We start from the raw sequence: 6,622 nt of genomic DNA on the forward strand, positions 1-6,622 counted from the left end.
CTTGGTCAACGGTTGTGGTTTACTCGATAGCACGTTCCCGTAGCTTGGCCAAAAGGCCAGTGTATTAAGACAAGGGTTTGATAGGGATCTTCACCCTTTACTCGCCTTTGCTGCAACACCTGAAACAGTCATTCCCATTCATCATCGGTAACGGCTGGCACCAGAATTTTCCGTTGCTTTCTGATTACCTCTTCCAAACAACTACCTCTAGGAAGTTGATCTATTATACCACGTTTTTTTGGTGGTTTGGTTGAAGGTTGGTTGGTTGAAGGTTGGTTGGTTGAAGGTTGGTTGGTTGAAGGTTGGTTGGTTGAAGGTTGGTTGGTTGAAGGTTGGTTGGTTGAACGCGATCGCCTGGCCAATAGGCCAAGGTTGGTTGGTTGAAGATTGGTTGGTTGGTTGAACGCGATGGACGAAGTCCCGCTTTGCTGCGAAGCGCGTGGCCAATAGGCCAAGGTTGAAAGCGATCGCGTAGCCGAAAGGCCAAGGTTGTTGGGATCTGATATGGTAGGCAAGGTTAGAAGAAAATCAGTTGTCACCGCAATAGTTTAGGAGTCAAACGATGGCACTAGTTAACTCGACAATGTTGTCCTTAGGTACCAAAGCACCAGAGTTTCAGTTACCGGATGCAGTGTCTGGCCAGACGATTTCCTTAGAGACCTTTGCGGGTAAGCAGGGGTTACTGGTCATGTTTATCTGCCGCCATTGTCCTTTCGTTAAACATGTCCAGGGAGAATTGGCCAAGCTAGGGAAAGACTATGCCGATGCTAATCTTGGTATGGTGGCGATTAGCGCTAATGATGCGGATAATTACCCCGATGATGCTCCCGATAAACTTAAGGAAATGGCTCAGGAGCTGGGATTTACTTTTCCCTTCTGTCATGATCAGAGTCAGGAAACGGCTCAGGCCTATACAGCTGCTTGTACCCCAGACTTTTTTCTATTCGATGCTAACCAAGAGCTAGTTTACAGAGGTCAATTGGATGATAGTCGTCCTAGTAATGGGATACCAGTTACCGGTAAGGATTTACGAGCAGCTATTGATGCGGTGCTAGGGTCGCAACCGGTGAATTCTGAACAAAAGCCTAGTATTGGTTGCAATATTAAATGGAAGCCGGGGAATGAACCCGCTTATTTTGGTGTGTAAGGTGTTGTAGAATTGAGAATTAAGAATGGTGAATGAAGAATGAATAATGAATAATTAAAAATGAAATAATTCTCAATTATTAATTCTCAATTCTCAATTCTCAATTAAAAGTTCCTTTTGCTATAAGTAATAGGTAATAGGCAACTGCCTTTTGCCCATTACCCATTAGCCTTTTATTATCGTCATACCTATAGCATTATCATTTGAGACAACCAATATGTCCCTCAGCGAACTTTTACCCACTGTCAGTAAACTATCTCATCAAGATAAACTTCGACTAATTCACTTTCTCCTCCTTGCAGTTGCTAAAGAAGAAGGATGTAGCTTAGAATCTCCTGAAAATAGTGATTCAGAAAACGTACTTCTGAATCAGTTGGCATCAACTGAAGCCGTAATCTGGTCTCCTCAGGCAGATCACGAGGCAGTTCAAGCCTTGTCAGATCTTCTGGTAGCAGCACAGGAAGCAGCTAATGGTTGATGGTCAACGTTTTCCATTCACGGAGCGAACCGATAGCCTTGGGCGATCGAGCATCATGGCATATTTACCCTTGATTCTCAGTTTGGGGAACCGTTCTGTAGAAGTGATGGCATTGTTGGATACCGGTGCAAGTGTCAATGTTATGCCTTACGAGATTGGTGTACAGCTAGGGGCAGTCTGGGAGAACCAAACCATCTCCATTCCCTTGAGCGGAAACTTGGCTCGTAGTCAGGCACGAGGATTAGTTATTTCGGGTACAGTTGCTTCGTTTTCGCCTGTTTTACTGGCATTTGCTTGGACTCAATCCAAAGAAGTCCCTGTAATTCTCGGACACATGAACTTTTTCGCGGAATTCAACGTGTGTTTTTATCGGCACCAGTTAGCTTTTGAGGTTTACCCAAGATAAAAAGCAATTAATAGTATGACAAAATATAGAATTTTTATTTGAGATGTAAACATAGGATTGATAGAAAAAGCGATACAGCGATGCATCGCTACTCCCGACTCCCATTAACCCCAAGGGCGGGTTACCTCACCGAACTGAGAACTGTTAAAAGATTAAATATTATATTCCTCTGCCCATTTCTTTACCTCCTCCAGAAATTTCAGGGCTGTTCGACCAAAATCTGTGATCTCATAGGCTACAGCAATGGGCTTGGTACTGATGACATTACGGTTGACTAGGCCCGTATCCTCCATTTCTCTAAGCCGCTGGGTCACCATTTTTTTGCTAGCTCCGCCGATCTGGCGCGCTAGATCGTTGAATCGCATCGGGCCATCCTTGAGATGCCAAAGAATCGATCCTTTCCATTTGCCACCCAAAATCCGCATTCCACGCTCGATTGGACAGGGGCTGAGACAGGGGTCAATGGCTTTCTTGATGGCATCACTATCGGTTTTGATGTCGATATCGTTATCAATTTCGATGTTGATGTCACTATCAGTTTCGATTTCGATATCGTTATCAATTTCGTTCGCGTAGCGTGCCCCTATGGGCATGGTGCGTTTGCTATCTGTTTCCATGTCCATGACGGAACTCATATTTTATACTTGGTTACTAAATGTATACTAGTTGACTATAGTAACTTAAATTTTTACCATGAAGCAATAGCAATACATGAAGCAATAACTGTACACATTACCTGATTAGCAAAAGTAATAGTCATGAAAACCTTGCTTTTGATTTTGGGCAAAGAGACTAAGGAGTTCGCCAAAGGCCGCTACAATCAAGGTCTTTTCGAGATAGCAGTGGAGATATTGAAAGATCAATACGAGCTACTCACCACTGTTGTGGAAGACGGGTACAACATTCCAGAGGAGATTGCGAAATTCAAGCAAGCTGATGGGGTAATCTTTCAGTACCCAGTGTACTGGTTCATGATGCCGTCAACCCTAAAGCGTTACATAGACGATGTCTACGCTTATGGTGAATTCTTCGGGCACAGTAATAGCTCATACGGATCGGGTGGCCTGATGAATGGCAAGAAATTCATGCTGTCTACTACATGGAATGCGCCCGCCGACGTCTTTAACAATCCGAATAGTTTCTTTGAAGGACTATCACTACAAGAAGTGCTCCTGCCCATGCGTAAGAGTCATGAGTTTTGTGGCTTCAAGGAATTGCCCCATTTCGCCTGCTACAACGTCATCAAAAATCCAGAATTTGAGGCTGACCGAGACCGGTATATCCGCCATCTAGAAATGGTGTTTCTTGACTCCGCCCATGATTTAGGTGTTGAACTAGCAGAGCATCTGTCTGCTCCGTGCTCCAAAACTCATTAAAACTAACTTAAGCGTCAATATCTCATCCAAAAAAAAATCATGACCAAACAAGCTGAAATTCATCTCTACACCGCATCGACTATGAATGGATGGAAGCCGCTGATCTTTCTTCATGAAGCAGAGGTGGACTATGAGATGACCTATATTGACTTTTCCAAAAAAGAACAAAAGTCAGACTGGTATAAGTCTCTTAACCCCAACGGGCGCATCCCGACTATCGTTGATCGTGGTAATGACGATTTTGTGGTTTTTGAGTCGGGTGCTATTCTTTGGTATCTAGCCGAGAAATATGGGAAGTTCCTTCCCGAGGGGGAAAAAGCTCGATCCCAAGCACTTCAGTGGCTGATGTTTCAGATGAGTGGCATTGGACCGATGATGGGTCAGGCGATGTACTTTCAGCGAATTGCAGAACCTCAAGGGCATCGTGATGAATTTGCCATCAAGCGCTATGGGTCAGAATCACGCAGGCTGCTGGAAGTGTTGGATCAGCAGCTTGAAGGGAAAAGTTACATCCTTGGTAATGAGTTCACTATTGTAGATATGGCCACTTATCCTTGGGCACGAGCTTATTATTGGGCGAAAGTATCGGTGGATGGGCTGAAAAACCTTCAAGGCTGGTTTGACCGTATTGATGCCCGACCTGCAACTCAACGGGCACTAGAGCTCCCGAAACCTTTTCCTGCCTTTTTTGGAAAAGGGGATGTGGCTGCGGCAGAAGCTGCTAATTCTGCACGTTTTCAAAGTGATATTAAACAATAACCAATGGATGATGGAAACAAAAATTAACAACCATGGCAATAAAGATGTGATAACATCCTAGTCGTTGATCAGGGAAGATTGGGCAAAGCAAAATTTTTGTCCAAGGTGTTTGTTTGCCAAAAATGTTGGTCAAAAATAAGCACATCCCTTGATTTGATCCAATAAAAGGCTATCTATACCTTGTTAACGGTTAACAGTTAACTGTTAACCGTTAACTATTGATTGCCCCGGGGTCTTCATTTCAGGGTTAGATAGAGAGGATTATTAAGGGATAAATTCTGTCAAAATCCCGAAGAGTTGCGGAAAATTCAGCTCCTATCCTCTTGAGATCTGCCCCCCTCAGTCTAAATCGAGCAATGTTACAGCTGTGCCGATCTTCCGGTGGTAAGGTCGGGAGCAACTGTTGACAGTTAACGGTTAACACTGAACAGTGAACCAAACTATACACCTTATATCTTCTTTGATTAACACTGAAAAGTCAACCAAACTGTATAGGTTACATCTTCAGGTGCGACCCGTGGCGAATTTAATTCTTAATCGGTCAAGCGCACCTAATTAACGTCTGATTAACACGAAAAACCAATGATTCGTTACCGACAAAAGAAAATTAGCATTTTGTTTGGCAGTCTCTTAATCGTTGGGGCATGGTGGTTACCTGTCCAAGCTCAACAGACCACTAATTCACCCAATGAGCAAGCGGTTACGACTGAAGATTCAACTATTCCGAAAGCGGTTACGACTGCAGATCCAACTATTCCGATTGAGGAGCTAGAGCTATTGCTCAAGCCATTCACTAAGGATGAGCTGGATGGTGAAGCTCAGGGGTGGATGTCCTTGCTGAAAACTAAAGTTAAAGAACTCAGCGATGCGGAAATTGCTGTCAAGCGCAAAAATCGAGAGCTTCAAAAAACTAAGGAAGCTGTTGATGCCCTAGAAGATGCCAAAAAGGCTCTTGAGGAAGGGACTGAGCCATCCCCATCAGGTGGCGTAAAAGCTAAAGAGGGGGCGGAAGAAGCACAGGAAGCTCTCGAAAAAGCTCAGGAGTCAGTAAAAGAAGCGGTCAAACAAGGAGAAAAGACCGAGCAGGATAAAACCTCGAAAGGGGCGATTGATCAAGCAGTTGAAGGTACTCAACAGCAGAAAGATAAAGCCAAAACCTCAAGCTCAGAAGAGGAAGTTGCTAAGCTTCAAGAGCAGATCGGGACAATTAGCAACAAAGCCGTTACGGATGAACAAGAGCAGAAAAAAACTGAACAGGGACTGGAAAAAGCCAAAGAAAACATAGAAGAAGCGGTCGATGCGAAGGCCGAAGTTAAAAAGCAAGTCCTGCTTAATATGACCAGACTGCGGGAGGAACGCACTGCTTTGAGCGATCGCTTTGAGGTGGTACTTGAAGAGCTGGAACTTAAAGGCGGTGATGTCGAGTCGTACAAAAAATACATCGACGCCATCAGTGGGATTAAGGTAGACGTAAGCGACACTGAAGGAACCTGGATTACCATTGTCGGCTGGCTCCAGTCTAAAGAAGGAGGTCTGCGCTGGGCGAATAACATTGGCAAATGTATAGGAATCGTTGCTGGTTTTAGCATCCTATCGGTGATCTTAGGGACAATCCTCGAGAAATCGTTGTGGATGTTCCCGAATATTTCAGTGATGCTGGGTCAGTTCTTGGTTACTCTAACCCGCCAAGGATTATTTGTGGTAGGTATTATGTTAGGGATTACTGCCCTAGAGATCAGTATTGGTCCACTGATGGCTATGATTGGAGCTGCTGGTTTTGTGGTAGCCTTTGCGTTTCAAAATACCCTCGGTAACTTTGCCAATGGCTTAATGATCTTGGTCTATAAACCTTTCGACGTGGGGGATAAGATTGAAGTAGCTGGGGTAAACGGTATCGTTAAGGATGTCAACTTAGTTTGCACCACCATCAATACTTTGGAAAATAAAATCGTTATCTTGCCGAACAACTCAGTCTGGGGTAACGTGATTACGAACGAAACCAGTAGCCCCGTCCGCGCTATGTTTCTCTCGATCAGGATCAGCTACCGCAATAGTATTCCTCAAGCGATCCAAGTTCTTAAGGATATTGCCAACTCCCATCCTTTAGTATTGGAAGACCCTGGACCTTGGATCGACACCGGTGAATTGGCTGAATATGCTGTTAAGATTTGGTTTTTGGCCTATACTAAGACAGAGGATTACTGGACAGCCTATTGTGACATCAGCCGAATTATAAAAGAAAGATTTGAACAAGAGGGAATTGTGATCCCATTGCCGAGGCAGGAACTATACATCAGCGAAGCAATGGCGTTGGAAGAGGGCAGTATGGCAAAAAGGTTTAAAGACAATGACCTTCCCCTAGAAGAAGTTATGCCTAGATAGCAACTCCTTGCGCTCCATAGCTCTCTCCCCAAGGGTTAAACCCCACATTCCGCAGATTAATTTGTAGTATGCAA

8 protein-coding genes are annotated in these 6,622 nt (G+C 44.2%); 6 read left to right on the forward strand and 2 right to left on the reverse strand.

Annotated features, from left to right (window positions below; all coding sequences use genetic code 11):
- Window positions 1-128 precede the first annotated feature (128 nt).
- The gene (locus tag F6J99_RS13890; protein ID WP_293113427.1) at window positions 129-515 is read right to left on the reverse strand and encodes a hypothetical protein; all 387 of its coding nucleotides are present in this window, start codon (window positions 513-515) and stop codon (window positions 129-131) included.
- A gap of 47 nt (window positions 516-562) precedes the next feature.
- Between F6J99_RS13890 and F6J99_RS13895 the strand changes: the two genes are divergently transcribed.
- The 3 genes from F6J99_RS13895 to F6J99_RS13905 all read left to right on the forward strand — a co-directional run bounded on the left by F6J99_RS13895 (window position 563) and on the right by F6J99_RS13905 (window position 2,031).
- Entirely contained in the window at window positions 563-1,147 is a 585-nt protein-coding gene (locus F6J99_RS13895) for a thioredoxin family protein (protein ID WP_293113428.1), read from the forward strand.
- Between the two features lie 217 nt (window positions 1,148-1,364).
- Window positions 1,365-1,625, forward strand: a complete 261-nt coding sequence (locus F6J99_RS13900; RefSeq protein ID WP_070394395.1) for a hypothetical protein — start codon at window positions 1,365-1,367, stop codon at window positions 1,623-1,625.
- A complete protein-coding gene (locus F6J99_RS13905) occupies window positions 1,618-2,031 on the forward strand; it encodes a hypothetical protein (protein ID WP_293113429.1) in 414 nt (137 codons plus the stop codon). Before F6J99_RS13900 ends, F6J99_RS13905 begins: the two co-directional genes overlap by 8 nt.
- Window positions 2,032-2,183: 152 nt before the next feature.
- Here the strand turns inward: F6J99_RS13905 and F6J99_RS13910 are convergent, their stop codons facing one another.
- Window positions 2,184-2,648: a helix-turn-helix domain-containing protein gene (locus F6J99_RS13910; protein WP_293113430.1), complete on the reverse strand. Its 465-nt coding sequence runs from the start codon at window positions 2,646-2,648 to the stop codon at window positions 2,184-2,186.
- A 141-nt stretch (window positions 2,649-2,789) separates the two neighbouring features.
- On the opposite strand from F6J99_RS13910, the gene F6J99_RS13915 reads away from it, so the two are divergent.
- The 3 genes from F6J99_RS13915 to F6J99_RS13925 all read left to right on the forward strand — a co-directional run bounded on the left by F6J99_RS13915 (window position 2,790) and on the right by F6J99_RS13925 (window position 6,548).
- On the forward strand, window positions 2,790-3,407 hold the full coding sequence (locus F6J99_RS13915) for an NAD(P)H-dependent oxidoreductase (RefSeq protein WP_293113431.1): 618 nt from the start codon (window positions 2,790-2,792) through the stop codon (window positions 3,405-3,407).
- Window positions 3,408-3,446: 39 nt separating this feature from the next.
- Window positions 3,447-4,166, forward strand: coding sequence for a glutathione S-transferase family protein (locus F6J99_RS13920; protein ID WP_293113432.1), 720 nt, complete (start codon window positions 3,447-3,449; stop codon window positions 4,164-4,166).
- 582 nt (window positions 4,167-4,748) lie between these two features.
- Window positions 4,749-6,548 carry a mechanosensitive ion channel domain-containing protein gene (locus F6J99_RS13925; protein WP_293113433.1) on the forward strand — a complete coding sequence of 600 codons (1,800 nt, stop codon included), beginning with the start codon at window positions 4,749-4,751 and terminating at the stop codon, window positions 6,546-6,548.
- The last annotated feature ends 74 nt before the right edge of the window (window positions 6,549-6,622 follow it).

It is taken from the genome of Moorena sp. SIO4G3 (assembly GCF_010692305.1).
In the GTDB taxonomy this organism is placed as follows: Bacteria; Cyanobacteriota; Cyanobacteriia; order Cyanobacteriales; family Coleofasciculaceae; genus Moorena; species Moorena producens_A.

What these genes read in the sequence shown, in the direction of transcription:
- F6J99_RS13920 (WP_293113432.1), top strand. Translation starts at nt 3,447, where the DNA reads ATGACCAAACAAGCTGAAATTCATCTCTACACCGCATCGACTATGAAT.
- F6J99_RS13900 (WP_070394395.1), top strand. Translation starts at nt 1,365, where the DNA reads ATGTCCCTCAGCGAACTTTTACCCACTGTCAGTAAACTATCTCATCAA.
- F6J99_RS13915 (WP_293113431.1), top strand. Translation starts at nt 2,790, where the DNA reads ATGAAAACCTTGCTTTTGATTTTGGGCAAAGAGACTAAGGAGTTCGCC.
- F6J99_RS13925 (WP_293113433.1), top strand. Translation starts at nt 4,749, where the DNA reads ATGATTCGTTACCGACAAAAGAAAATTAGCATTTTGTTTGGCAGTCTC.
- F6J99_RS13905 (WP_293113429.1), top strand. Translation starts at nt 1,618, where the DNA reads ATGGTTGATGGTCAACGTTTTCCATTCACGGAGCGAACCGATAGCCTT.
- F6J99_RS13910 (WP_293113430.1), bottom strand. Translation starts at nt 2,648, where the DNA reads ATGGAAACAGATAGCAAACGCACCATGCCCATAGGGGCACGCTACGCG.
- F6J99_RS13895 (WP_293113428.1), top strand. Translation starts at nt 563, where the DNA reads ATGGCACTAGTTAACTCGACAATGTTGTCCTTAGGTACCAAAGCACCA.